This is a genomic window from Sphingomonas sp. So64.6b, from assembly GCF_014171475.1.
Lineage (GTDB): Bacteria > Pseudomonadota > Alphaproteobacteria > Sphingomonadales > Sphingomonadaceae > Sphingomonas > Sphingomonas alpina_A.
Window position 1 is genome coordinate 1,657,340 of the sequence record NZ_CP048817.1, and the last position, 25,120, is coordinate 1,682,459.

Genomic DNA, 25,120 nt, shown 5'->3' on the forward strand with positions numbered 1-25,120 from the left:
TCACGCTGCCGCCTGGGTACGCCAGGGCGCGTAGAACTCCGCCAGCATCGCCTGCACCAATTTGGGGTCGGCGATCTGATTGACGCGATTGCGGAACTCGGCCGATCCGTGCAGCCCGCGCGTGTACCAGCCGATATGCTTTCGCGCCATATTGACGCCGGTTTCGATACCATAGTGCGCGAGCATCTCGTCATAATGCTCTGCAATAACATCATATTGTTCGGAGATACTTGGATCGGGCAAGCGTCGGCCGCTGGCGAACCATTCCATCACCTGGGCAAGCAGCCAGGGACGGCCATAAGCACCGCGGCCGATCATGATGCCATCGGCGCCGGATTGCTCCAGCGCCGCCTCGGCATCCTCGATCGAACAGATGTCGCCATTGGCGATCACCGGCACGCCCACCGCATCCTTCACCTGGCGGATGAACGCCCAGTCGGCGCTCCCCTTATACATCTGGTTACGCGTGCGGCCGTGCACGGTGATCAGCTTGACCCCAAGATCCTCGGCAATGCGTGACAATTCCGGCGCATTCAGGCTGTCGTGACACCAGCCCATGCGCATCTTGAGCGTCACCGGCACGCTGACCGCATCGACCACGCCCCGGATGATCGCGCCGGCATTGTCGAGATCGCGCATCAGCGCCGAACCGGCATCGCCATTGGTCACCTTGCGCACCGGGCAGCCCATATTGATGTCGATGATCGCCGCCCCGCGATCCTCGCTCAGCTTCGCCGCCTCGCCCATTTCAAAAGGCGTGCAGCCGACCAATTGCATCGACACCGGATCCTCGATCGGATCCCAGGCCGCCTTTTGCAGTGACTGACGCGTCTCACGGATCGCGGCCTGGCTTGCGACCATTTCAGTCACATTAAGGCCGGAGCCATAGCGGCGCACGAGTTTGCGGAACGGCATGTCGGTCACCCCGGTCATCGGCGCGAGCACGACGGGGCGTTCGATCCGGACAGGTCCGATCTGGATGGGGGAGAGGGTTTTCATGAATGTGCCTGAAAAACGGGCAGTAGTGGAAATGGGTGGGGATGGCAAGTTGGTGGTGCGGTGCGAAACCTGATGACCGGGATTGGGCCATTAGCCGACCGTCGGCTTTTGGTGCGCTGGGCGCACGGGCGGACTGCGTTGACGCTCGTCAGATCCATTCTTGCAGCAGTTGCAATAATTACCGCCTCACAGCGTTTTCGTTTGTGATCGCCGGTCTTCGTCGTCAGCGCTTCATATCTCGCCTTTCTCCTTAGAGCCGGATTGATCGCGGGTCTGCTCTGATCACTTGATGTTCCCGCGGTTCCCGCCGCGGTTGAAGAGAAACATCATGTGGTGCAGCTACGTGACCGTCAGCCGAGCGCCCGACCGCTATGACAGAGAAAAGTGGACTGTCACCGTCACCGTAATCCGAACATGCCTTGCCCAAGGCAGCCCCCAATGAAGACGGTGTAATCCCGCCCTTTCATCCCGCTTCCCCGGTTGGGGTGAGGGATGCACCTTGGTACCATAAATTGGTCACGATGGCGTCCACCAATTGCGGTCGCCTGCAGCCACGCGATCCGCTGGACGAGGCCAAATTCGCGACCGGGGATTCGGGACACGGTCCAACACCGGGACGGAAAACGCCAATCCATAACTAGCGCAGAAAGATGTATATCACATTGATATTACAATATATTCCTCAATTTTTCTGGGCAGGAGGGGCCGAGGATATCGGACATTACCGGTGTTCCATATCTCTGCACCCATCGGCGATCCTTGGCTGCCACCGTCGCATTGTCCCGAATTCAAACGCCGCGCGGCGACTGCTACCGCACCGGCATGGAAAACCCCGCACCCCATGCGAGCTGTCTTTCCACTGTTCGAATGAGGGCATCCCTAGGGCGGGAGCGACGGCGCGGGCAGCGACGGAAAGTAGGTAAATTGCGCGGTCGTCTGCGTAGTTTCCGACGCTGATCGCGTGCGCGCGCGCCGCCTATGGCCGGCCTACAAGACAAGACACGACCCGACGGGACGCCGATATGACCGATATGACGATGGCCGCGATCGAGCGGTCCGGAAACAACGCCGCCGGCCCACTGTCGCCCGACATGCTGCGGCGCATGCACGGCTATTGGCGCGCGGCGAACTATCTTTCGGTCGGGCAGATTTACCTCCGCGCCAATCCGCTGCTCGACCGGCCGCTGGAGATTGGCGACGTGAAAACGCGGCTGCTCGGCCATTGGGGCACGACGCCGGGGCTCAACCTGCTCTATGTTCATCTCAATCGGCTTATCGTCGAACATGATCTCGATATGATCGCGGTCATCGGCCCGGGGCATGGCGGGCCGGGGATCGTGGCCAACACGTATCTTGAGGGGTCGTACACCGAAGCCTATCCCGCGATCGAGCGCAGCCGGGGCGGCATGGACCGGCTATTCCGGCAATTCTCCTGGCCGGGCGGTATCCCCAGCCACGTCGCTCCGGAAACACCCGGGTCGATCCATGAAGGTGGCGAACTGGGTTATTCGCTCGCCCATGCCTATGGCGCGGCGTTCGACAATCCCGACCTGATCGTCGCCTGCGTAATCGGCGATGGCGAGGCCGAGACGGGCGCGCTCGCGGCAAGCTGGCACAGCAACAAGTTCCTCAATCCCGCGCGCGACGGCACAGTGCTGCCGATCCTGCACCTCAACGGCTTCAAGATCGCCAACCCGACCGTGCTGGCGCGCATCGGGCGCGAGGAGCTGACTGAATTGATGCATGGTTATGGCCATGAGCCATTCTTCGTTACGGGCGACGATCCCGATATCGTGCATCAGTCGCTCGCGGCGACGCTCGACATGGTGGTGGAGCGGATCCGCGCGATTCAGGGCGCCGCGCGCAACGGCTTGTCGGACAATGGACGCCCGCGCTGGCCGATGATCGTGCTGGAAACGCCAAAGGGCTGGACCGGGCCGAAGGTCGTCGACGGCAAACCCGTCCAGGGCACCTGGCGCGCGCATCAGGTCCCGATCGCCGATTTCACCGATCCTGAGCACCTCCGCCAGCTTGAGCAATGGCTGCTCAGCTACCGCGCGGATGAGCTGTTCGACGCCAACGGTAAGTTCCTTGATGACTATGCCTCGCTCGCGCCGACCGGGCACCGGCGAATGGGGTCGAACCCGCACGCCAATGGCGGTGCGCTGCTCGTGCCGCTGGCCCTGCCCGACTTTCGCGATCACGCGGTGACCGTGCCGGTGGCGGGCGGGGTGAAGGCAGCGGCGACCGCCGTGCTGGGCAATTATCTCCGCGAGACCATGGCGCTCAACCTCGATGCCGCGAACTTCCGGCTGTTCGGCCCCGACGAGACCGCGTCCAACCGGCTGCAGGCGGTGTATGAGGTGACCGGCAAGGCGTGGATGGCGGAAACCGCGGCGGTGGACGAGCATCTCGATCGCGATGGCCGCGTCATGGAGGTGCTGAGCGAGCATCTCTGTCAGGGCTGGCTTGAGGGGTATCTGCTCACCGGGCGGCACGGGTTGTTCTCATGCTATGAAGCGTTCGTCCACATCGTCGATTCGATGCTCAACCAGCATGCCAAATGGTTGAAGGTCTCGGACAGTATCCCGTGGCGGCGGCCGATCGCGTCGCTCAACTATCTGCTCACCTCGCATGTCTGGCGGCAGGATCATAACGGGCTGTCGCATCAGGATCCTGGCTTCATCGATCATGTCGCCAACAAGACGGCGGGCGTGGCGCGGATCTATCTGCCGCCCGATGCCAATTGCCTGTTGTCGGTGGCGGATCATTGCCTGCGCAGCCGCAATTATGTGAACGTCATTGTCGCGGGCAAGCAGCCCGAATGGCAATGGCTCGGCATCGACGATGCAGTGCGCCATTGCACCGCGGGCGCCGGCGTGTGGAATTTCGCGAGCGATGCGGGCGAGCCCGACGTGGTAATGGCCTGTGCCGGTGACGTGCCGACGCTGGAGACGATGGCAGCGGTGATGCTGCTGCGCGAAAACATCCCCAATATCCGTATCCGCGTCGTCAACGTGGTCGACCTGATGGTGCTGCAACCGCAGTCCGAACATCCGCACGGCCTCGACGATCGCGCGTTCGAGGCGTTGTTCACGGTCGACCGCCCGGTGATCTTCGCGTTCCATGGCTATCCGTCACTGGTCCACAAGCTGACCTACAAACGGCCCAACCATGCCAATATCCATGTTCGCGGATTCAAGGAGGAAGGCACCACGACCACGCCGTTCGACATGGTCGTGCTCAACGATCTCGATCGTTATCGGCTGGCGCTCGATGCGGTCGAACGCGTGCCGCGGCTGCGCCACCTGATCCCCAATGCCCGCGCGCAATATTGGACCGCGATCGAACGCCACAAACTGTACATCGCCGAGCATGGCGACGACCTGCCAGAGATTAACGACTGGCGCTGGATCCGATGAAGGTCCTGACGCTGAACGAGGGATCGTCGTCGCTGAAATTTGGGCTGTATGAAGTCGGATTTGGCACGACGGAACAAGTATCGGCAGGCGAAGCCGACCCCGCCGACACGACACTCGACAAGATCGCGGATGCGCTGGGTGACGTGCGGCCGGACGCGGTCGGCCACCGCATCGTGCATGGCGGGCCGGATTTGTCCGCCCCCGTCCTGATCGACGCCGGGGTCATCGCCCGCCTTGAACGTGCCACCGCCTTCGCGCCGCTACACGGCCCCGCATCGCTCGCCTTGATCGCGGCCGCGCAGGCCCGTTGGCGGGACCGGCCGCACATCGCATGCTTCGACACCGGTTTTCATGCCGGCCTCCCCGATATCGCAGCGACGCTGCCGGTGCCCAGGGCGCTCCACGCATTTGGCATCCGTCGTTATGGTTTTCATGGCCTGTCCTGCCAGTCGATCCTCGACCAGCTCGGGGCCGGGCGCCCGGCGCGGCTGATCATCGCGCATCTCGGCAGCGGCGCCAGCATTACCGCCGTGCGGGATGGCCGATCGGTCGACACCAGCATGGGACTGACCCCGTCGGGCGGGGTCGTCATGGCGACACGTACCGGCGATCTCGATCCGGGTGTGTTGTTGTACCTGATGCGCGAGCGAGGACTGGATGCGACCGCGCTGGAGGCGTTGATCGATCGTCAATCGGGGATGCGCGGCATATCGGGCATATCCGGCGATATCCGCGAATTGCGCGCGGCGGCGGGGGAAGACGCGAAGCTCGCCATCGCGATCTTCTGCCGATCGGCGGCAAAACAGATTGCCGCCATGATGGCTGTGCTCGGTGGGACGGATATGATCGTCTTCACCGGCGGAATCGGCGAAAATGATGCGGAAGCCCGGGCCGATATCTGCCGCGATCTGGCCTGGGCCGGCGTGCCGGTCGCAAGCGATCCCTATCCCGCGACGGTCGCTGTGCGCGTGATGCCGTCGCAAGAGGGCCATAGAATCGCGTCCGACGCTCGTGCCGTGCTGTGTGCGGCGTCGGGCAAGTCGCCGATTTGATAGGCATTTTCTGGCGTGGAGGTGGTACGCGATCGGCCCGGCGTTGCGCTGCATCGCCCGATATGAGGATTCGCGCGATCCCCCTGAAACCCGGCATCCTGAATCCCGGCACCCTGGCGGAAGAGCTCGGTCTGTTGATCGACGGGGCGACCAACTACGCGATCTACATGCTCGACCCACAAGGGCATGTGACGATTTGGAACCGCGGGGCGGAGCGCATCAAGGGGTGGACCCAGGCCGAAATCGTCGGCCGGCATTTCTCCGTTTTTTATCAGCCGCATGATATCGCGGCGGACAAACCCGCCGCCGATCTGGCGCGCGCCGCTGCCGAGGGCAGGCTGGAGGAAGAAAGCTGGCGCGTCCGCCGCGACGGCTCGGAATTCGTCGCTTGCGTCACGATGACGGCATTGCACGACGAGACCGGCGCGTTGCGCGGCTTCGGCAAGGTCGTGCGCGATCTTACCGAACAGAAAGCGGCGGAAACCGCGCTGGCACGGCGTGAAGAGCATCTGCGCTCCATCCTGGACACCGTGCCCGACGCGATGATCATCATTGACGAAGCCGGCACCATATCCTCGTTCAGCGCGGCGGCGGAGCGCTTGTTCGGCCATGTCGAAGCGGACGTGATCGGCCGCAATGTCTCGGTGCTGATGCCCGAACCGGATCGTGGCCGGCATGACGGCTACCTCGTCGATTACATGGGTGGCGGGGAGCGCAAGGTGATTGGGCGGGTGCGGCTGGTCACCGGCCTGCGCCGCAACGGCGAGACTTTCCCGCTCGAACTCGCGGTCGGGGAGGCATTGGTCGGTGACCGGCGCATCTTCACCGGCTTCATCCGCGACCTCACTGAGCGGCGGCGTACCGAACTTCGTTTGCAGGACCTGCAATCCGAACTGATCCACGTCTCGCGGCTGAGCGCGATGGGCACGATGGCCTCCACGCTGGCGCACGAACTCAACCAGCCATTGACCGCCGTCACCAACTATCTCGAAGGCGCACGGGGCCTGCTCGATGATCCGACGCCCGAAACACTGGCGCTGGCACGCGAGGTGATGGAGGATGCGACGGCGCAGTCGATCCGCGCGGGCCATATCATCCGCCGATTGCGCGATTTCGTCGCTCATGGCGTGGTCAGCCAGCGGCCTGAGCCACTGAACCTGATGGTCGAGGAGGCCGCGCAGCTTGCACTGATCGGCGCGCGCGCCGCCGGAATCCGGGTGGTGACGGAATATTCCCACGCGGATACCGTGGTGCGGGCCGATCGCGTCCAGATCCAGCAGGTGCTGGTCAACCTCATCCGCAATGCGATCCAGGCGATGGCGGACACCCCACGCCGTATCCTGACGATTGCGACACGCGCCGCCGACGATCATATGCAGGTGACCATCGCCGACACCGGCGGCGGTATCGCGCCCGGCGTCGCCGATCGTCTGTTCCAGGCATTCGCCTCGAGCAAGCCGGAAGGCATGGGTTTGGGCCTGTCGATCTGCCGTACGATCATCGAAGCGCATGGCGGCGCGATCTGGGCGAATGCGCTGCCGGACGACGGCACCGAATTCCACTTCACGCTCCTGCGCGCGGACCTGGATGATATCGATGGCGGATGAGCGGCTTATCCATCTGATCGATGACGAAGACGCGATCCGCCGTTCCGCCAGTTTCCTGCTGCGCATGAGCGGGTTCCGGGTCGAAACCTATGCCTCCGGCGTCGCTTTCCTCGCAGTCGCCGCCAACGTAGAGCCGGGCTGCGTGCTGCTCGACATCCGCATGCCCGAACTCGACGGGCTGGAAGTACAGCGATTGCTCGGCGAGCGGGGCATCGCCCTGCCGATCGTGATGCTGACCGGCCATGGCGACATTGCCCTGTCGGTGCGCGCGATCAAGGCCGGCGCGGTCGACTTCCTCGAAAAGCCGTTCGAGAAGGACACCCTGCTGCGCGCCGTCGAGGAAGCATTCGAGCGGCTCGGCGCCGCACAGACCGGGCAGATGGACGCCGCCGCGGCGACGTTGCGCCTCGCTGTGCTGACGCCGCGAGAGCGCGAGGTACTTGACGGCATGGTGCGCGGACAGGCCAACAAGATCACCGCCTATAAGCTCGGCATCGCCACCCGTACCGTGGAAGTCCATCGATCGAACCTGACGCACAAGCTCGGCGTACGCAGTATTTCCGACGTGTTGCGGATAGCGTTCGTCGCCGGTTTCGGCGGTCCACCAGCCGAGGGCTAGACGAGCGCTCGGTTCGGCATCGTCAGATTTTTGCGCAACTCGGCCAATTGGGAACGATAGAGATCGGCCAATCCCTCATGCGCTGCCCGGTCGCATTCGCCCGAAGAATGTTCGGCTTGGCGCAGCGTCTTGGCAAGACGGGTTTCGATATAGGTGATTTCGTTATGGCGCTTCGGCATGGCGATCTCCTCATCGTTGAGCGATGAGCAGGCTCTAGCTGGTTTGATTTCGGACCGGCCGGGTCGGAATCTACTTAGGACCCAGACTCTGGAAATGCCCGCTCGATCTACGTGGTTTCCGACGCTGATCGCACCCGGCTGCATTGGGTACATCCTTCTCGGGAAAGCCATTCCGATCAAGGATATCCAGCGTGAATCAGACCAAGGCAGGTGATATGCTCACCACGCGAACCGGCTTCCGCTTCCACGTCCGGCCTGCTTTGTATGAGGACGATGGAACGCTGAAGGATTTCTTCTCGCATGTCACTCGCGCCGATCTGCGCTTCCGTTTCCTGACTGGCCTGAATGAAGTCGGCACCAGCCAGATCACCGCCCTCACTCATCTCGACCATGATCATGCGGAAAACTTTCTCGCCTTCACTGCCGATGGATCGATGATGATCGGGACCGGCATGCTCGCGTGTGACGCGGCGTTCGAGCATGGCGAGGTCGCGATCGCGATCCGCGAGGATCACAAGCATCAGGGGATCAGCTGGGAATTGCTCGCCTATATCGCCCGCTATGCGGAGTCGAAGGGCGTGCACACGCTGGAAGCGATCGAAAGCCGCGACAATCACCAGGCGATCGAACTGGAACGCGACATGGGCTTCACCGTCGCGCCCTATCCTGGCGACTCGACTCTGATGCTCGTCAGCCGTCAGCTCGACCGGCGCTGATCGGTGATCGGAAAACATGCGCTGTTGCGGTACGCGGCCGTGGTCGCGCTGATGGGAATGAATACAGCTGCGACCGCGCAAACGCCGCCAGCGTCGAGCGATGGCGCGGTCGAAGCGCTCAAGCCCGGCGAATTCCTGTGGGCACCGGACATCGCGCCGGCCGGGCCTGTGACGATGATCGTCGGTCTCAAGACGCAGCGCGCCTATCTTTATCGCAATGGCCTCCCGATCGGCGTTTCGACGATATCGAGCGGTCGGCCGGGTTATCGAACCCCGACCGGCATATTTACGATCCTGCAGAAAGACGCGGACCACACATCCAATCTCTACAAGGATGCACCGATGCCGTTCATGCAGCGGCTGACCTGGGGCGGGATCGCATTACACGCCGGCCATCTGCCCGGTTATCCCGATTCTCACGGCTGTGTGCGGCTGCCCCTGGCGTTTGCCAAACTGTTGTTCGGCGTCACTCGCCTGGGTCTCACCGTCATTATCACCGACGACGCTGAGGCGCCGGTGATATCGTCCGCACCGGGTATCATCGCCGCTGAACCGGATGACACGCATCAACCGCCCGAACATTATACTTGGCGGCCGGACAGGTCCCCCGCCGGCCCGATATCGATCGTCGTCAGCGGCCGAGACCGTCGCGTCGTTGTACTGCGAAATGGCATAGAGATCGGATCCGCGGCGATCACCATAGATGGTCCGGTTGACAGAACGGAGGCCTTCACGCTGAAAAGCATCGATTCGGCTGGCATCCACTGGTTGAGGCTACCGCTACCCGGCAACCCAAAGCCGACTGCGCCAGAACTTACCCCCATTGAGCGGGGCCGAGCGCATCTTCCCGAGACCTTTCGCGTTCTGCTCGACGGTATCCTGAGCCCAGGCACCACGTTGCTGGTCACGCGCGACTCACTCCGTAGCAGCGGGACAGGCACGAATATCGTTGTGCTGACGGCGGGCGACAAAGGCACTGCAGCTCCTTAGGCCGGCTGTGAAGGTCTGCTTTAGAGAGCGTTTCAGAGCGGCAACAGCGGCCGAACGATGCCAAATCCGCGACCGGAGATTCGTTACATGGTCCAACATCGGAACGACGAACGTCAATCCGGGACCAGCGCAGGACAAGGAATATCATATTGATATTGCGATATATTCCAAGCCTTTCTGCGCCGGGCTGGCCAAGGATATGCAACACGACCGGTGTAACATATCTCCGCACCCATCGGTCGTCCTTGCCGCCACCGCCGCTATCCCAGGATTCAAACGCCGCCCGGCAACCGTTATCGCTTCGGCATGAAGATACCCGCACCGTTGGCCTGGCACCGCTGCGATCGGCCATTGCGCGCGCCGAATAGCGGGTGGCGAGGCGGTCGGGCATGGGCTAGGCGATCGGCATGACGGTCAGTCCTGCCTCCCGCCCCGCCTCACCTCGCCCCGCCCGACCTCACATTGCCGCGATCATCGTCGCTGCTGGCCAGGGCCTGCGCAGTGGTGGCGACGGCCCGAAGCAGTTCGCACCCGTCGCGGGCAAGCCGATGATTGCGCACAGCCATGCCACGCTCGACGCGCATCCGGCGATCGACCGGGTGATCGTCGTGATCGGCGACGGTCAGGATGCCGAACTCGACAAGGCGCTCGGCCTGGTCGAGCGGGTGACCGGTGGCGCCACCCGACGCCTGTCGGTTCTGGCGGGGCTGGAGCATCTCGCCGAAACCGACATCGATCGCGTGCTGATCCACGATGCCGCCCGCCCTTTCCTGCCCGTGGCGGTGATCGATCGCCTGCTCGCCGCGCTGGACGAGGATGCCGGCGCGGTTCCCGCCCTGCCCGTCGCCGACACGCTTGCGCGCGGCATGGAGGTGCTTGGCGCGGGCGTTTCGCGCGACGGCCTGTTCCGTATCCAGACGCCTCAGGCGTTCCGCTTCGACGCGATCCTCGCCGCACATCGCGGCTGGAGCGGCGACGAACCCACCGACGACGCGCAGATGCTGCGTAAATCAGGAGCGGCCGTGGCTTTGGTCGAAGGCGACACGATGCTCGAAAAAGTGACTTATCCGGCCGATTTCGCGAGTGCCGAGGCGCGTCATGCCGCAACGATGCGCGTGCGCAGCGCAAGCGGTTATGACGTCCATCGCCTGGCCGAAGGTGAAGAATTATGGCTAGGTGGCGTCCTGATCCCGCACGACAAGGGCCTGTCGGGACATAGCGATGCCGATGTCGCGCTCCACGCGATCACCGATGCCTTGCTCGGCACGATTGCCGCGGGCGATATCGGCACGCACTTCCCGCCCAGCGACCCGCAGTGGCGCGGCGCGGATTCGGCGCAGTTCCTGGAATACGCCGCCGCGCTGATCCGGGAACGTGGCGGCATCATCGATTTTATCGACCTGACGATCATTTGCGAGGCACCGAAGATCGGCCCGCACCGCGCGGCGATGCGCGACCGCGTCGCGGCGCTGTTGCGGCTCACCGCCGGCCAGATTAGCATCAAGGCAACGACCACCGAGCGTCTCGGCTTCACCGGACGCGGCGAAGGCATCGCCGCGCAGGCGATCGCGACGATCAGGATCACGGGGGATGCACTATGACGACGAAGCGGATCGGGCTGACGACGGCGATCGCCTTATGGGCTGGTCTCGCGGCGACCGGCGTGCAGGCGGGAGAAGCAACCAAGCCCTGCGTCACAGCGCCCGAGGCGACCGCCTTGATGCTCTACGTCGCGCCGGATGCTCTCCGTTCTGTCGGGATCATCTGTTCCTCGACCTTGCCGGCAAACGCGCTGGTGCGGCAGACCTCGGGCACATTCTTCGACAAATATCGCGGGCAAGCCGATATTTCCTGGCCGCTGGCCAAGGCGGCGATATCGAAGATGTCCGGCCAGGATCTGAGCGTCATCCTCGACACCGATGCGGCACGGACGTTGATGTCGGCGATCGTCGCGCCGCTGATCACCAAGGATATCAAGGCGAAGGACTGCCCGGCGATCAACCGTATCACGACGCTCATCGCCCCGCTGCCGCCGCGCGACGCGGCCGAGTTAGTCGTGACGATCCTGCAATTGAGCAAGGACAAGGGTGCGAAGCAGAATCTGCCGATCTGCCCGATGACCGCGTCGTGACCATGGATACCATCCTGCCCGCCGAGCTGGTCGAGGCCGCCCGGCGCGTCGTTGACAGCAATCGTGTCGCGGGGCGCAGGATCACCGTCGCCGAAAGCTGCACCGGCGGTCTCGTGGCGGCCGCGATCACCGAGATTCCGGGCTCTTCGGATATATTGGAGGCCGGCTTCGTCACTTATTCGAACGACGCCAAGCTCGAATTGCTCAAGATCAGCCCCGACGTGCTGGAAACCTTCGGCGCGGTGTCGATCGCGGTGGCGTGGAGCATGGCGCAAGCCGCGCTTGAAATGAGCGGTGCGGATGTCTCGGTCGCGATCACCGGCGTGGCCGGACCGGGTGGCGGCACGGAGAAGAAGCCGGTCGGCACAGTGGTCTTCGCGCGTGCCGAAAAGGGCGCTGACCCTGCGCATATCGTCGCCGATCGCAAGGATTTCGGTGACCTCGGTCGCGGCGGCGTCAGGCTTCAAGCGGCGTTGTGTGCGCTCGAACTGCTGGTCGCGCCGGCCCCCGTCCCTGTCCTTGCCGACCCTGAATAAAGCACCGCCGCGCGCTCTTCGAACGCGCCGATCATCTTGCGCAAGGCGGAGCCGAATACCTGCCCGGCAAGCATTTCGAACATGCGGTTCTTGAACGCGAAATCGACCGTGAAATCGACGAGGCAACCGTCCCCATCGGGGCGGAAAATCCATTCGTTACGCAGATGTTTGAGCGGCCCGTCGAGATAATCGACCCGAATATGGTCGGGGCGCTGCTTCTCGACCTTCGAGGTGAAGGTCTCGCGCAGTCCCTTGAAGCCGACGATCATGTCCGCGACCATCTCGGTCGAACTGTTCGATCGCACCCGGATCGCGGTCACCCAGGGCAGAAATTCGGCATAGCGCCCAACATCGGCGACCAGGTCGAACATCTGTTCGCGGCTATAGGGCAGCCGGCGGGTTTCGGCGTGGCGGGGCATCAGGCGCGAGCGAGCTTTGCCTCTCTTGCCGCACGCAACGCCGCGAAATCGTCACCGGCATGGTAGCTCGACCGGGTCAGCGGCGACGCCGCAACCAGCAGGAAACCCTTGGCGCGTGCGATTGCGGCATAGGCGTCGAACGCTTGCGGCGTGACGAAGTCCAGCACCTTGGCGTGGCGTGGGGTCGGCTGGAGGTACTGGCCCATGGTCAGGAAATCGATATCTGCGGAGCGCATATCGTCCATCACCTGGTGCACCTCGAGCCGCTCCTCGCCCAGCCCGACCATCACGCCGGACTTGGTGAAGATCGATGGATCGTGCCGCTTGACACTCTCCAGCAAACGCAGCGACGCGTAATACCGCGCGCCGGGCCGGATCGTCGGGTAGAGCCGAGGGACGGTTTCGAGATTGTGGTTATAGACGTCGGGTCGTGCCTCGACGATCGATTCAACCGCGGCTTGCGCCTTGTTACGAAAATCCGGTGTGAGTATCTCGATCGTCGTCTTCGGTGTTGTGCGGCGCAGCGCCTGGATCACCTTGACGAATTGCGACGCGCCGCCATCGGGCAAATCGTCACGATCGACCGAGGTGATGACGATATGTTCGAGACCAAGCTCGGCCGCCGCGTCGGCGGTGTGCTGCGGTTCGAGCGCATCGACCGCACGCGGCATGCCGGTCTTCACATTACAGAACGCACAGGCGCGGGTGCAGGTGTCGCCCAGGATCATCACCGTGGCGTGCTTCTTGGTCCAGCACTCGCCGATGTTCGGGCACGCCGCCTCTTCGCACACCGTATTGAGGTTGAGCCGACGCATCATCGCCTTGGTTTCCGCAAAACCGACGCTGGTCGGCGCTTTGACACGGATCCAGTCGGGCTTGCGCTGGCGTTCCGGGCGGGGGAGCGGAGTCATCTCGTTCATGAAGTCGCAGATAGCGATGCTTTGACGCGCTTGCCACCCCCCGTCCCCGGTGCAAGAGAAGCCGCATGACCGGATTTGCTCACCTCATCGACGGCTATCGCCGTTTTCATGATTCGAATTGGTCGCGCGAACGCGCGCGATGGGCTCAGTTGATCGACAAGCAGAAGCCACGGGTGATGGTCATCGCCTGTTCGGACAGCCGCGTCGATCCGGCGCAGATCTTCGATACCTTGCCCGGCGAAATCTTCGTCGTGCGCAACATCGCCAATCTGGTCCCGCCGTTCGAACTCGACGGCAGCCGCCACGGCGTCTCCGCCGCGCTCGAATTCGCGGTCACCCAGCTTGAAGTGTCGGAAATTGTGGTGATGGGGCATGGCTCGTGCGGCGGTGTCCATGCCTCGATCAGTCAGGAATTTGCCGGCAAGGCACCGGGTGAAGGCGGTTTCATCGCGCACTGGATCGACCTGCTCGACGACGCGCGCGATGAGATCGTGTCGCGCATGGGCACCGGCGCAAGCGCGGTCCGCGCACTCGAAATGGAAACGGTGCGGATCAGCATTGCCAATTTGCGCACCTTTCCGTGCATTCCCGAGCGGGAAGCGGCCGGCACACTCAGGCTGCACGGTGCCTATTTCGCGATCGCCGATGGCATGTTGTATGTGATGGATGAGGACGGCCGCTTCGATATTGCCTGAATAGCCGCCGCACGGCACCATGGCGGCGGCCATTAGCGCCGTTTGGGGAAAGCATATGCAGTGGCGCGAATGGCTTGCCGGGCTCGGCCTGCCGATCCCGCAAACTCTCGGTATCGAACCGATCGTCGTCGCGGCATTGCTGGTGGTCGGTGCCTATTGGCTCGGCTGGATCATCGCAGCCCGAGCGACGCCCTCAATCACCCGTGCCCTGCTGCGCTGGACCGAACGCGCCGATGACGCGAGCGGCAAGCTCGTCAAGGGACTGATCCATTATTCGATCATGGCGCTGATCCTGATCGTCGCCGGCAATGTCACGTCATGGGTGACGGTCGCCCTGATGATCGTCGCGCTGGGACTCGGCTTTGCCCTTGCGATGCTGGTCTATCGTATCGGCCGGACCTTCGGGCTCGGCATGGCCTTGGCGAGTATCCTGGCGCTCGCCGTTTTCGTCGCGACCGCGGCGGGCACGCTGGGCGGACTACGGCCGATGATCGATGCGCTCGACGGCATCGGATTCAATGTCGGCTCGCGGCGAATCTCGATGCTCGGTCTGGTCAATTTCATCCTCGTCGCGGCGATCTTGTTCGTGCTGGCGCGACTGATCAACCGCATCCTGGTCCATTCGATCGCGCGGCTGACGCATCTCGATATTTCGCAGCGCGTGCTGGTGCAGAAGCTTGGCGGGATCGCGGTGATCATGGTCGCGGTGTTGCTCGGTATCGACCTGCTCGGTATCGACCTGACTGCGCTGGCGGTGTTTTCCGGGGCTATCGGCCTGGCGGTCGGGTTCGGCCTGCAAAAGACCTTCGGCAATCTCATGGCCGGGCTGATCCTGTTGATGGATCGGTCAGTGAAGCCGGGCGATGTGATCGTCGTCGGCGATACGTTCGGCGCGGTGACCAAGATCGGCATCCGCGCGGTCTCGGTCGTCACGCGCGACGGCAAGGAACATCTGATCCCGAACGAAACGCTGATGACCGAGCCGGTCGAGAACTGGTCCTATTCCAGCCGCAACGTGCGCATCCATATCCCGATCGGCGTGTCTCATTCGTCCGACATCCTGCTCGCGCAGAAACTGATGCTGGAGGCGGCGTTCGCCTCGGATCGGGTGCTCGCCGATCCCGCCCCAAGGGTCTGGCTGAAGGCGTTCGGCGAGAGTTCGATCGATCACGAGATTCTTGCCTGGATCGCCGACCCTGAGGGCGGTGTGGGTGGTGTTCGATCCGAAATCCTCAACCGGCTGCTGATCCTGTTCCGCGACAACCAAATCGTGCTGCCCTTCCCGCAGCGCGACGTGAATATCCGCTCTGAGCAAGTTCCCGATCCGTAAGCCCTATTTGAGCGCCTTGCGCGCCAGCTTCTCGACTGCCGAATCGAGCGGTGGCGGAGTCATATCGACATTCGCCTGGAGCCGGTCGGCGATCGCGGTCAGCGCGGCGATTCGCGCGGCCTTTTTATTGTTGCCGTCGATCGCGGACCAGGGCCCCCAGCGCGTATCGGTGCGGCGGAACATCTCGGCCATGGCATCGAGATAGGCGTCGCGTTTGTCGCGGTTGCGATAATCATCGGCGCCGGTCTTCCAGCGCTTCCACGGATGGTCGAGCCGCGCCTTGAGCCGCTCGTCCTGTTCCTTTTGCGTGGTGTGGATGAACAGTTTGACGATCGTCGTGCCCGAATCCGCCTGCTGCGCCTCGAACTCATTGATCTCGTCATAACCACGGCGCCACTGTGCCTCGGTCGCGAAGCCTTCGACCCGCTCGACCAGCACGCGACCATACCAGCTGCGGTCGAACACAGCGATGTTGGCGTTGCCCGGCAGTTTTTTCCAGAAGCGCCACAGGAAATGGTGCGCCAGTTCCTCCTCGGTCGGCGCCGAGATCGGCCAGACATCGAAGTTGCGCGGGTCCCATTGTGCGGTCAGGCGCTGGATGATGCCGCCCTTGCCCGCCGCGTCCCAACCCTCGAACAGCACCACCGCGCGCTTCTTGTGCACGATATGCGCGACCTGGATATGGGCGAGCCGTTCCTGAACCGCGGCGAGCGCGTCCGAATAGTCGCCATCGAACTTCTTGCCCGATTCATAGTCGGATAGGTTGATGCTCATCCCGCATCATAAGCTCAATCGGCGGGGATTTGCACGTCCCAAGCGCCGCGTCGACGCAGCACGAACCAGTAATAAGCCGCGGAGCCGAGAATCTGCACACCGGTCATGATCAGGCCTGGCCGCCCTTCTTCGAGGTCGAGCCAGCTGGTCCATATGACATAAGCGAGCGCGATCAGCGTGACGATCGGCGCGACCGGATACCAGGGCATGCGGTAATGCGCGTGCGCGGTCTTGCCCGAGCGGCGGCCCGAGATCGCCGCAAAGCAGATGCCGGCATAGATCGCGACCAGCCCGGTGCCGCTCAGCACCAGCAGCAATTGCAGCGGCAGGAAGCAGCATGCCATGCCGATCCCGCCGACCAGCAGCGTCCCGACCCAAGGCGACCCAAGTCTGGGGTGGATCGCGGTCATCCAGCGATCGATCGGCCGGCCCCAGCTCCCATCTCGGGCAGTGCCATAGAAGAATCGTGCGCAAGCCAGGATGCAGGCGATCACCGCATTGATGATGGCGATCACCACACCGATCGACACCCAGGCCGACAGCGTCGCGCCACCGCGTAGCGTCACCAGGATACCGAACGGATCGTCCGCAGTGACAAATGCGTGCAGGTCCGGCGCGCTCATCAGTCCGGCGATGAGTGGCAGCACTTCGAACAGCAGTGTGAAGCCAAGCGCCCACATGATTGCGCGTGCGATCAGCTTAGATGGCTCATGCATCTCCTCGCCGAAATAGACCGCTGCGCCGTAGCCGTTGAGCGCGAAGATCGCGATCGAGGTGGCCAGCCCGATCGAAGCGGGCGATGCCGGCACCAGCGCGCCGAGATCGGGCATCACCGGGTGCAACAGGAAGTCGCCGAACGGCCGCACCGCGTCGGAAAAACCAAGCCACACGACCGCAGCGAGCGCCAGCACCTCGACCAGCAGGAAAAGGCCGGTGACCCAGGCGTTGACCCTGATCTGCAGCAACGCAATCAGCGTCGATGCACCGACGATCGCAACCGCGACGGGGATTTGCGGCAGGCCCGGCACCAGGGTGGCCAGTACAGCACTGACACCGAGCCCGGCGACCGGTGGAAAGAGCAAATTGTTGAACACATTGACGCCGAGCATGACAAAACCGGAGAGCGGCCCGAGCGTGTGTGCGACCATGACATATTCGCCACCCGCGACGGGATAGGCGGAGGACAGTTCGGCATAGACGAACGCGGTGGCGACACAGACCAGGCCGGCAAGCAGCATGGCCCAGATCGCCCCGGTGCCAGCTACCTGCAGCATCCCGGGAATGATCACGAAGACCGAAGATGCCGGCGTCGCGACCGAAAGGGTGAGGAACAACACGCCCATGACGCCAAGGCTGCGAACCAGCCGCGATGGCGGTTCCGGACTTAGCTGGTCATTGAGCATCGTCTATCCGCCCCCGCGAGATCGTCTCGGTTGCGCACATGAGGCACGATAGGCATCGGGACAAGTCCCCGGCGCGGGATCTACCCCCGTCGTCCCGGCTTTCGCGGGGATAACGGTCGGTTCTGGTGTTACGCCGGCTTGACCGCCGGCGCGTCGATCGTGCGGATGTTGAGTTCCTTCAACTGTTTCGCGGTGGCGAAGTTGGGGGCGCCCATCATCAGGTCCTCGGCCTTTTGCGTCATCGGGAAGGTGATCACTTCGCGAATGTTCGGCTCGTCGGCGAGCAGCATGACGATCCGGTCCACGCCCGGCGCGGAGCCGCCATGCGGCGGGGCGCCGCACTTGAACGCGTTGATCATGCCCGCGAAGTTCGTATCGACATCGGCCTGAGTATAACCGGCGATTTCGAACGCCTTGTACATGATCTCCGGCTTGTGGTTCCGCACCGCGCCCGACGATAATTCGATGCCGTTGCACACGATGTCATACTGATAAGCGAGGATATCGAGCGGGTTCATCGTCTCCAGCGCTTCCATCTCGCCTTGCGGCATCGAGAAGGGGTTGTGGCTGAAATCGACCTTTTTCGCGTCCTCGTCATATTCGAACATCGGGAAATCGACGATCCAGCAGAACTCGAAGCGGTTCTGGTCGATCAGACCGAGCTGATCGGCGACGCGCGTGCGCGCCAGCCCTGCGAGCTTCGCCGCCTGGGCTTCCTTGCCCGCCGCGAAGAAGATGCCGTCATTCGGACCAAGGCCAAGCGCCGCGGCAATCGCCTTCATGCCGTCCTGGCCGTGGTTATTGGCGATCGGGCCGCCAAACACACCGTCCTTCTGCGTCGCATAGCCCAGGCCGGGGAAACCCTCGCTCTGCGCCCAGCCGTTCATGTCGTCGAAGAATTTGCGGCTCTTCTCATGCGTGTCAGGTGCCGGCAGTGCACGCACCACGTCACCATTCTCGACCATCGAGGCGAAGCGGCCGAAGCCCGACCCCTTGAACAAGTCGGATACGTCGGTGATCAGGATCGGGTTGCGCAGATCGGGCTTGTCGTTGCCGTATTTCAGCATCGATTCGCGATACGGGATACGCTTGAACGGCAATGGCGATACGGTTCGCCCCTTGCCTTGCCAGTTGGCGAATTCCTCGAACACGCCGTGCAGCACCGGCTCGATCGCCGCGAACACATCGTTCTGCGTGACATAGCTCATCTCGAAATCGAGCTGGTAGAATTCACCGGGCGAGCGATCGGCGCGCGCGTCTTCGTCGCGGAAACAGGGCGCGATCTGGAAATATTTGTCGAAACCGGCGACCATCAGCAGCTGCTTGAACATCTGCGGCGCCTGCGGCAGCGCGTAGAATTTGCCTGGATGGACACGGCTCGGCACGAGATAGTCGCGCGCGCCCTCAGGCGACGACGCGGTCAGGATCGGGGTCTGGAATTCGGTAAAGCCCTGCCCGATCATCCGGCTGCGTAGCGACGAAATGACGTTCGAACGTAGCAGGATATTAGCGTGAAGCCGCTCGCGCCGCAAATCGAGGAAGCGGTAGCGCAGCCGGATTTCCTCGGGATATTCATTCTCGCCGAACACCGGCATCGGCAATTCCTGCGCCGCCGACTGCACCACGACGTCGCGCGCACGAATCTCGATCTCACCCGAGGGCAGGTTCGCATTCACCGTCTCGGGCGAGCGCGCGACGACATCGCCGGTAATCGTCACGACGGATTCGGCGCGCAGCTTGTCGAGCACGGCATGAGTCGGACTGTCGCTGTCGGTGACGATCTGGGTGATGCCGTAATGGTCGCGCAGATCGACGAACAGCAGATTGCCGTGGTCGCGCTTGCGATGGATCCAGCCGCTGAGCTTGACGGATGTCCCGACATCGGCGGCGCGGAGTTGTGCGCAAGTGTGCGTGCGATAGGCGTGCATGATTCTTCTTCTCTGTACGTCATCCCGGTAAAGGCCGGGGTCTCATGGGGAGACGAACCGTCCGCCCCACAAAGGTCCCGGCCTGCGCAGGGATGACGGTGAAATGGTGGCGCCGCGCTTTCCCTTCACACGCCTCTTTGTCAACCCGCTCGCCTGTCGCTATGGGGTCAAGATGCATATCCATGACCTGATCACCGACAGCGCCACCCTCGCCAATCTCTGCAGCCGATTGTCGCAAGCCGACTTTGTCTGTGTCGATACCGAATTCATGCGAGAGAACACCTTCTGGCCGGAACTCTGCCTGATCCAGATCGCCGATGTGAACGAGGCGGCGGCGATCGATCCGATGGTGGCCGGGCTGGATATGAAGCCGCTGCTCGACTTGCTGGTCGATAATGAGGATGTGCTGAAGGTGTTCCACGCCGGCGGCCAGGACCTGGAAATCGTCTATAATCTCACTGGCAAGACGCCGCACCCGCTGTTCGACACGCAGGTCGCGGCGATGGCGCTCGGCCAGGGCGAGCAGATCGGCTATTCCAATCTGGTCGATTCCTATCTCGGTATCGTCGTCGATAAGGGCGCGCGCTTCACCGACTGGTCGCGCCGCCCGCTCGACGCCCGGCAGATCGAATATGCGATCGGCGATGTCACTCATCTGGCGAAAATTTTTCCCAAGATGCTCGACCGGTTGCGCAAGACCGGGCGCGGCGAATGGCTCGATCAGGAGATGGAACGGATCGGCAATCCGGCCAATTATGCCAATGATCCCGAAGAGGCGTGGAAGCGTATCCGCATCGCCGGCCGCAAACCCGATGTGCTCGGGCGGTTGAAGGCGCTCGCCCGCTGGCGTGAGCTGGAGGCGCAAAGCAAGGACCTTCCGCGCGGCCGCATCGTCAAGGACGAGACGATCGCCGACATCGCCGGCCATCCACCGCGCAAGCAGAGCGATCTGGCCAAGGTGCGTGGGTTATCGGCGACCTGGGCGGGCAATGATATCGGCGGCCGGATGATGGCGGCGCTCGAGGCCGCGGTGCCGATGACATTGGACGAAATGCCCGCGCGTGACGATCGCAAGCCCGGCCTCGGCAAGGACGGCGCGCTGGTCGCCGATCTGCTCAAGCTGCTACTCAAGATCCGCTCCAAGGAAATCGATGTTGCATCGCGCTTGCTTGCACGGAGCGAAGATCTCGAAGCGCTGGCGGCGGGGCAGCGTGACGGCCTGCCGATTCTGCAGGGCTGGCGTTTCGATCAGTTCGGCCGGGATGCGCTCGACCTGGTCGAAGGGCGGCTCGCTTTTGCCGTGGTCGGCGGGAAGCTCAAAATGACTCGAACGGAGGATGTCGCATGAAGATCGCCACAGCTTTGATCGCCCCGGCAATGGTCGCCGCGTTCGCGCTTGCCGGATGCATGGAGGGTCGTCCCACGCCCCTCCCCGGCCCGCCACGCGCATGTAACGCCGACCGCGCGCAGAACCTGATCGGCCAGCGCGCGACGCCCGCGCTGGTCGGCAAGGCCAAGCGCCGGTCGGGCGCGTCGGTTGCGCGAAGGATCACGCCCGAGATGCGGGTGACGATGGAATTCCGCGCCGACCGTGTGAATGTCTGGGTCAGTACCGACGGCCGGGCCGAGCGAATCAGTTGCGGCTGATCATCCTGAGGTGATCAGGACGGGCTCGCGGTCGTGCGATACGGCGAGCGCCTTGTGACGCCGCTCGACCGCTTCGCCATAAAGCGCGGCATCGCGCGGCTCGAGATGCAACGACAAGGTCGTCGGCCCGATATGAAGGTGTGAGCGAAGCAGCGGACCGGCCAGCCCGCCGCTCAGCCGCTGGCCGAGGCGCATCGCCAGCCCCCATGCCGTCGCGCGCTTGAGATCCACCAGGGGCGCGAGTTCGCTGATTGGCGCGGGCGTATCGGTCCCGCCACCAAGGCTGGTGAACAAGGCCTGCGCCATCAGCGCGCGGCCGCGTGCGTCGATCGCCACCCAATTGCCATGCAGCGCGATCTCCACGCCACGTTCGGCGCGGAATTCCGGGTTGGCGCGCCAGCCTACATCGGCAAGTTGGCAAGCGGCATGACGCAAACGTGCCATTTCGGGTGGATCGCCGGCAAACAGCGGTGCAATCCATTCATCGAGCAAATCGCCATGCTCGACGAAACGGCCATGACGGCGCCCTTCGTCGCGGGTCGCGACGATCAACGGGTCTTCGCTGCGCATGGCGGGATCGAGATCGCCATAGAGCAACCCCTCGCGCAGGCCGAAGGCCGAGACGATCGTCGTCTCGCTGCCGAGATGCTTGATCAACGCCGACAACAGCGCAGCGCCGTCGCCCAATGTCGCGGCGCGGGCCGAGGAAAGCCCGGGTATGGTGCGCAAGCGCCCCTTGGCGACGTGGCTGATCGTGCGGTTCATGCGCGCGATGGCCAGCGGCGGCATGGCATATTGGTGGATCACCGGCAGCGGATAGTCGTTGATATGCATGTCGAGTCGCGCCAGCGCACGCCATGATCCGCCGACAAGATAGAGGGGCAACCCTTGCCCCTTGCCCGTCCAGCCGGCCTGTTTGATCGCCTTGGCGACCTGACGATCGAGTGCGCCCTGGCCGCCTTTGGTGCGGATCGGGCCGACTCGCAGCACACCGAACGGGAACGACACACGATCACGCACTTGTCCCTGCGATACGCGAACCAGTTCGAGGCTGCCGCCACCGAGATCGCCGACAATGCCCTCGGCATCGGGAATCGCCGACAGCACGCCATGCCCTGCCGCCATCGCCTCCTGCTCGCCCGACAGAAGTTCGACCTCGAGCCCAAGCTTGCGCGCGGTGTCGATCAGCGTGCCGCCATTGGATGCATCGCGTACGGCGGCGGTCGCGACGGTGCGTAGTCGGGAAACCTCCATCTCGCGCGCGACTGCCGCGAATCGCGCGAGCGCGAGCCCGGCCTTGGCCAGGCCGTCCTTGCCGATCGCACCGGTTTCCGAAAGGCCGCGCCCGAGCCCGGCCATGACCTTCTCGTTGAACAGGATCGCCGGCAACCGCTCGGGGCCCTGATAGATTACCAGGCGGATCGAATTGGATCCGATGTCGATGATACCGGTGCGCGGTTCCGCTTGCGGCTCGAGCTTCGGCTTGCGGAACAACAGGGTCGGCATTGCCGGCTTCAACGCCGACGACGCAGCGAAAGTTTCGGCACGGCTTCACCCAGTTCCAACGCGGCCCCGCGGCCCGATAGCGACGGGTTGGTCATGAAATAACGATGCAGGTTGAACGGCCGGTCACCCGGTTCGACCCGGACATATTCGCCATCTGCCTGAAGATCCCAGCTTTGTTCCGTGTCGATCAGATTGGCGACCATCACCTGATCGAGGATCTGGTCGTGCACCGTCTCATTTTCGATCGGCAGCATATATTCGACGCGACGGTCGAAATTGCGCGGCATCCAGTCGGCCGAGGAGATGAACAGTTTGGCGCCGTCATTGGGCAGCGCCTTGCCGTTACCGAACGCCCAGATACGGCTGTGTTCGAGGAAACGCCCGATCACCGATTTGACTCGGATATTCTCCGACATGTCCGGCACGCCGGGACGCAGGCAGCAGATGCCGCGGATGATGAGTTCGATCTCCACGCCGGCATTGCTCGCCTCGTAGAGCTTTTCGATGATCGCCGGGTCGACCAGCGAATTCATCTTCGCCCAGATCGCTGCGGGCCTACTTGCCCTGGCGCTGGCGATCTCGGCGTCGATCAGTTGGACCAGCTTGGGCCGCAAGTCGCGCGGCGACAGGCTGATCAGCGCCATATCGTGCGGTTCGACATAGCCGGTGACGTAATTGAACATCTGCGCCGCGTCGCGGCCGAGGCGCGGATCGGCAGTGAAGAAGCTCAGATCGGTGTAGATCTTTGCAGTCTGCGGATGATAATTGCCGGTGCCGAAATGGCAGTAGGTGCGAAATTGCCCGGCCTCGCGCCGCACCACCATCGACACCTTGGCGTGGGTCTTCCACTCCATGAAGCCATAGACGACCTGTACACCCGCGCGTTCCAGCGCGGAAGCCCAGACGAGGTTCTGCTCTTCGTCGAAACGTGCCTTTAATTCGACCACGGCGGTGACCGATTTGCCCGATTCGGCCGCGGCGATCAGCGCGTTGATCACGGCCGGCTGCTTGCCCGCGCGATACAGCGTCTGCTTGATCGCTACGACATCGGGGTCGGCCGCCGCCTGTTTCAGGAAAGCGAGCACCACATCGAAGGTTTCGTACGGATGATGGACGACGATGTCCTTGGACCGGATCGCCGCAAAACAATCGCCGCCGAATTCGCGGATCCGTTCGGGAAAGCGCGGGCTGTATGGCGTGAATTTCAGGTCGGGCCGGTCCTCGTCGACGATCGATTCGAGGTCGCCGATGCCCAGAAAAGTGCCGCCTTCGGTAACGAATGCGTCGGCGCCGCCAAGTTCTGCGCGTAGCGCGGTCGACAGGCTGTCCGGCATGCCTGATTCGAGTTCGAGCCGGATGACGCGCCCGCGCCGGCGACGCTTGATCGCATTGGCGAAGTAGCGGACCAGGTCCTCCGCTTCTTCCTCGATCTCGATATCACTGTCGCGCAACACGCGGAATTCGGCCGCGCCCTGCACTTCATATCCAGGAAAGATCAGCGAGGAGAAACGCTTCACCAGCGATTCGATCGCGACATAACGCGCCTTTTCGCCCGATCCGGTTTTGCCAGGCCCCTCTTTGCCGGACCCATCCTTGCCGGGCAGGCGGACGAAACGCGCCATCGTCGCCGGCAACATGACCAGTTCGCGAATCGGCTCCTTGTCGGACTGGCGGACAAGATCGAACATCACTGCCAGGCCCTTGTTGGGCATGAACGGGAACGGATGCGCGGGATCGAGCGCTTGCGGCGTCAGAATCGGGAAGATCTGTTCGCGGAAATGCGTTTCGAGCCACGCCACGTCATCGGCGCCGACAGAGGCATCGATCGTCTTCGATCCCAACACCTCGATACCGGTTTCGCCGAGCTGATGGCGCAAGTCGCGCCACACCGCGCGCTGGCTTTGCACCAGGGCATCGGCCTCGCCGACCACGGCCGCCAACTGTTGTCCTGCGGTCATCCCATCGACCGATCGGCGATCGACATCCTGCGCAAGCTGCCCTTTCAGGCCGGCAACGCGCACCATGAAGAACTCGTCGAGATTGGAGCCGGAGATCGACAGGAAGCGCAGCCGTTCGAGCAACGGATGCGCCGCATTGCATGCTTCTTCGAGTACGCGCCGGTTGAACGCCAGCCAGGAGAGTTCGCGGTTGAAATAGCGATCGCTGCCCAATCCTTCCGCAAAGGGGTCGTCATCGTCGTCGATACGCACGATATGAGCGGGGCGGGTCATCAGGGTTCTCGTCTGG

Annotated in this window: 22 protein-coding genes; 13 read left to right on the forward strand and 9 right to left on the reverse strand. The window is 63.2% G+C overall.

Going from position 1 to position 25,120, the window contains the following annotated elements; all coding sequences use genetic code 11:
* A complete protein-coding gene (dusB, locus tag G4G27_RS07955; RefSeq protein ID WP_183112830.1) occupies positions 1–999 on the reverse strand; it encodes a tRNA dihydrouridine synthase DusB in 999 nt (332 codons plus the stop codon).
* A gap of 1,022 nt (positions 1,000–2,021) precedes the next feature.
* On the opposite strand from dusB, the gene G4G27_RS07960 reads away from it, so the two are divergent.
* The 4 genes from G4G27_RS07960 (at position 2,022) to G4G27_RS07975 (ending at position 7,699) form a co-directional block, all read left to right on the forward strand.
* Positions 2,022–4,421, forward strand: a complete 2,400-nt coding sequence (locus G4G27_RS07960; RefSeq protein ID WP_183112831.1) for a phosphoketolase family protein — start codon at positions 2,022–2,024, stop codon at positions 4,419–4,421.
* The gene (locus G4G27_RS07965; RefSeq protein WP_183112832.1) at positions 4,418–5,473 is read left to right on the forward strand and encodes an acetate kinase; all 1,056 of its coding nucleotides are present in this window, start codon (positions 4,418–4,420) and stop codon (positions 5,471–5,473) included. Before G4G27_RS07960 ends, G4G27_RS07965 begins: the two co-directional genes overlap by 4 nt.
* Positions 5,474–5,535: 62 nt before the next feature.
* On the forward strand, positions 5,536–7,080 hold the full coding sequence (locus G4G27_RS07970; protein ID WP_183112833.1) for a PAS domain-containing sensor histidine kinase: 1,545 nt from the start codon (positions 5,536–5,538) through the stop codon (positions 7,078–7,080).
* Entirely contained in the window at positions 7,070–7,699 is a 630-nt protein-coding gene (locus tag G4G27_RS07975; RefSeq protein WP_183112834.1) for a response regulator, read from the forward strand. Before G4G27_RS07970 ends, G4G27_RS07975 begins: the two co-directional genes overlap by 11 nt.
* On the opposite strand, the gene G4G27_RS07980 is transcribed toward G4G27_RS07975, so the two are convergent.
* Positions 7,696–7,878, reverse strand: a complete 183-nt coding sequence (locus G4G27_RS07980; RefSeq protein ID WP_183112835.1) for a hypothetical protein — start codon at positions 7,876–7,878, stop codon at positions 7,696–7,698. The two genes, G4G27_RS07975 and G4G27_RS07980, sit on opposite strands and share 4 nt — an antisense overlap.
* 191 nt (positions 7,879–8,069) lie before the next feature.
* On the opposite strand from G4G27_RS07980, the gene G4G27_RS07985 reads away from it, so the two are divergent.
* From G4G27_RS07985 to G4G27_RS08005, 5 genes are all read left to right on the forward strand, one after another.
* A complete protein-coding gene (locus G4G27_RS07985; protein WP_244624602.1) occupies positions 8,070–8,594 on the forward strand; it encodes a GNAT family N-acetyltransferase in 525 nt (174 codons plus the stop codon).
* A 3-nt stretch (positions 8,595–8,597) separates the two neighbouring features.
* A complete protein-coding gene (locus G4G27_RS07990; protein ID WP_267134682.1) occupies positions 8,598–9,584 on the forward strand; it encodes a L,D-transpeptidase in 987 nt (328 codons plus the stop codon).
* 407 nt (positions 9,585–9,991) lie between these two features.
* Positions 9,992–11,185 (forward strand): bifunctional 2-C-methyl-D-erythritol 4-phosphate cytidylyltransferase/2-C-methyl-D-erythritol 2,4-cyclodiphosphate synthase, encoded by a 1,194-nt coding sequence (locus tag G4G27_RS07995; RefSeq protein ID WP_183112836.1) that lies wholly within the window; start codon positions 9,992–9,994, stop codon positions 11,183–11,185.
* Positions 11,182–11,715 (forward strand): hypothetical protein, encoded by a 534-nt coding sequence (locus G4G27_RS08000; RefSeq protein ID WP_183112837.1) that lies wholly within the window; start codon positions 11,182–11,184, stop codon positions 11,713–11,715. Before G4G27_RS07995 ends, G4G27_RS08000 begins: the two co-directional genes overlap by 4 nt.
* A gap of 2 nt (positions 11,716–11,717) precedes the next feature.
* The gene (locus tag G4G27_RS08005) at positions 11,718–12,251 is read left to right on the forward strand and encodes a CinA family protein (protein WP_183113688.1); all 534 of its coding nucleotides are present in this window, start codon (positions 11,718–11,720) and stop codon (positions 12,249–12,251) included.
* Here the strand turns inward: G4G27_RS08005 and G4G27_RS08010 are convergent.
* Positions 12,179–12,670 (reverse strand): type II toxin-antitoxin system RatA family toxin, encoded by a 492-nt coding sequence (locus G4G27_RS08010; protein WP_183112838.1) that lies wholly within the window; start codon positions 12,668–12,670, stop codon positions 12,179–12,181. The genes G4G27_RS08005 and G4G27_RS08010 overlap by 73 nt on opposite strands.
* The gene (gene lipA, locus G4G27_RS08015) at positions 12,670–13,590 is read right to left on the reverse strand and encodes a lipoyl synthase (protein ID WP_183112839.1); all 921 of its coding nucleotides are present in this window, start codon (positions 13,588–13,590) and stop codon (positions 12,670–12,672) included. The genes G4G27_RS08010 and lipA overlap by 1 nt, the downstream gene beginning before the upstream one ends.
* A 65-nt stretch (positions 13,591–13,655) precedes the next feature.
* Here lipA and G4G27_RS08020 point away from each other — a divergent pair, with 65 nt between their 5' ends.
* Positions 13,656–14,285: a carbonic anhydrase gene (locus G4G27_RS08020; protein ID WP_183112840.1), complete on the forward strand. Its 630-nt coding sequence runs from the start codon at positions 13,656–13,658 to the stop codon at positions 14,283–14,285.
* Positions 14,286–14,340: 55 nt separating this feature from the next.
* On the forward strand, positions 14,341–15,615 hold the full coding sequence (locus tag G4G27_RS08025; RefSeq protein WP_183112841.1) for a mechanosensitive ion channel domain-containing protein: 1,275 nt from the start codon (positions 14,341–14,343) through the stop codon (positions 15,613–15,615).
* Positions 15,616–15,618: 3 nt separating this feature from the next.
* Here G4G27_RS08025 and G4G27_RS08030 read toward each other — a convergent pair whose 3' ends face one another.
* The 3 genes from G4G27_RS08030 to aspS all read right to left on the reverse strand — a co-directional run bounded on the left by G4G27_RS08030 (position 15,619) and on the right by aspS (position 19,720).
* Entirely contained in the window at positions 15,619–16,389 is a 771-nt protein-coding gene (locus G4G27_RS08030; RefSeq protein ID WP_183112842.1) for a polyphosphate kinase, read from the reverse strand.
* Between the two features lie 14 nt (positions 16,390–16,403).
* Entirely contained in the window at positions 16,404–17,792 is a 1,389-nt protein-coding gene (locus G4G27_RS08035) for an APC family permease (RefSeq protein WP_244624603.1), read from the reverse strand.
* 128 nt (positions 17,793–17,920) lie between these two features.
* Positions 17,921–19,720, reverse strand: coding sequence for an aspartate--tRNA ligase (aspS, locus tag G4G27_RS08040; RefSeq protein WP_183112843.1), 1,800 nt, complete (start codon positions 19,718–19,720; stop codon positions 17,921–17,923).
* A 172-nt stretch (positions 19,721–19,892) separates the two neighbouring features.
* On the opposite strand from aspS, the gene rnd reads away from it, so the two are divergent.
* Positions 19,893–21,068 (forward strand): ribonuclease D, encoded by a 1,176-nt coding sequence (rnd, locus tag G4G27_RS08045; protein WP_183112844.1) that lies wholly within the window; start codon positions 19,893–19,895, stop codon positions 21,066–21,068.
* Positions 21,065–21,367, forward strand: a complete 303-nt coding sequence (locus tag G4G27_RS08050; protein ID WP_183112845.1) for an I78 family peptidase inhibitor — start codon at positions 21,065–21,067, stop codon at positions 21,365–21,367. The genes rnd and G4G27_RS08050 overlap by 4 nt, the downstream gene beginning before the upstream one ends.
* Here G4G27_RS08050 and G4G27_RS08055 read toward each other — a convergent pair whose 3' ends face one another.
* Both G4G27_RS08055 and G4G27_RS08060 read right to left on the reverse strand, forming a co-directional pair.
* The gene (locus G4G27_RS08055) at positions 21,368–22,873 is read right to left on the reverse strand and encodes a Ppx/GppA family phosphatase (protein ID WP_183112846.1); all 1,506 of its coding nucleotides are present in this window, start codon (positions 22,871–22,873) and stop codon (positions 21,368–21,370) included.
* An 8-nt stretch (positions 22,874–22,881) separates the two neighbouring features.
* On the reverse strand, positions 22,882–25,104 hold the full coding sequence (locus tag G4G27_RS08060; RefSeq protein WP_183112847.1) for an RNA degradosome polyphosphate kinase: 2,223 nt from the start codon (positions 25,102–25,104) through the stop codon (positions 22,882–22,884).
* Between the last annotated feature and the right edge of the window lie 16 nt (positions 25,105–25,120).